This window comes from Acetomicrobium mobile (genome assembly GCF_937920065.1).
This window is the reverse complement of record NZ_CALETC010000241.1, coordinates 1-1,721: the sequence shown is the minus strand read 5'-3', so window position 1 is coordinate 1,721 and position 1,721 is coordinate 1. Positions and strand designations below refer to the sequence as shown.

The following is a 1,721-nucleotide window of genomic DNA, read 5'->3' as shown; positions in this document are numbered from 1 at the left end:
AAGATGAGCTGCTGTACATCAGGAGGGGAAAATACGGTCCAGTCGAGACCGGTTCCAAGAGCTGTGCACGGTGAGCTATACACAAACTTCTCGACACTATGAACGTTTAAGGAGGCGGGCAGATGTTTTCAGGTAAAAGGATTAAGATATCGTCGACGATTTTGCTGACCTTTTTTATTATCCTGTCGTCAGTGTGTTCTGCGACGGCGATATCGCGCGGGGAAGTGGTTTACGAGATCATGAATGCCCTGGATTTGCCGATCGTACAAGAAGGCTTAGGGTTTTCCGATGTGTCTTCGTCGACCTCTCACGGGGATTACATACAGGCTGCCAAGGCCTTGGGGATATTGCCTCCCTTGGAGCAATTTTACCCCTCTTTGGAGGCAACGAACGCTGAAGCTTTAATGTTTGCCGTACGGGCACTTGGGCTTTTTAACGAAGCTGAGGTCTTAGGGGCCCTATGCAATTTCCAGTCGGGCGAGCTTCCGCCATACCTCATGCCTTATATAGCGATAGCAGGCGAAATGAACCCCAAAGCGCCTGACGGTATGTTGTCCGACCCCGCGGCTGACGTTACGAATTCAACGCTTGGATCTTTGGTCTCGTGGCTTAAAGCTTGCAAAAACGGCCTCGTCTTTGAGAAGACTCTGCAGGACAATATATCCACAATTGTCATGCACAGGGAAGGCATAGGCCGACCCCCAAAGTTTTGGCTCGTTTGCGTAGACGAGATCCCGTTGGACAGCGAAGCCCGTGCCCGCGATCTGGCCGGTAACCTGAAAAACATGGGATATCCCGCCTTCATCGTGCGGCAGGAGTGGGCGTTTCAGGTGGTCATAGGACCGTTCACGAATTACGTCAAGGCCTTCGAGGTTAAGTCCGGCTTACCCAAAACCTTGACGGCCTCCATAATTCCTTACAGCGGTGCAGAGGAAAGCCCGGCCCTGTCGTGGGTTGCCCTTGTGTTTGATGCAACGACCGTCACTTCAAAGATTGCCCTTTCAAGCGCCGAATTTGGGACGTCTAAGCCTTTAAGCGAGCTGGCCAAGGCCAAGAATGCAAGGGCTGCCGTAAACGGAGGTTATTTCAGCGGCATGCGCCCGATAGGGCTTATAATAGCGGACGGCAACGTGGTTTATAAGCCCTACAACGGCAGGACCGCCATAGGCTGGAATGACAGGGGCGAAATTTACATCGGACAGGCTATGCTTGTCACAAAGGTTACCGTTGGGGGAAAGGTTCAGTTCAATGTGGATGGCATTAATACTCCTCCAACGTATCACGGCATAAGCATCTATACGCCGGAGTTTGGCCCAGAAGCTCAAAGGATTCAGTCCGATGCCTTGGAAGTAATGGTAAGAGACGGCAAGATGACGTGGAAGCAAAGCACGGCTATGGCAAGTCACCACTATATCCCGCCCGACGGCTTTCTTTTGGTGGCCCGCGGAAACAGCAGGTCGTATTTTGCCGATGTGCCCCTTGGGACGGAGGTGTCCTTTGAAAGCACGCTTACTCCCGAGGAATTTGGCAGCGCAACGTGGGCCTTCCAGGCAGGACCGCTGCTTTTAAAGAACGGCATGGACGTGAGCGCAAACGAGGGCTTTAAACCGAGCTTCACGGACAAAAGACACCCAAGGACATTGTGGGGATACGACGGAAGCAAGGTCTATTGGGTCGTGGTGGATGGCCGCGATCCCTGGCATTCCCGCGGGGTTACCCTT

1 protein-coding gene is annotated in these 1,721 nt (G+C 52.9%); it reads left to right on the top strand.

Going from position 1 to position 1,721, the window contains the following annotated elements:
* Window positions 1-122: 122 nt before the first annotated feature.
* The coding region (locus tag Q7P41_RS09145) for a phosphodiester glycosidase family protein (RefSeq protein ID WP_303883680.1) at window positions 123-1,721 on the top strand (1,599 nt) is incomplete at its 3' end.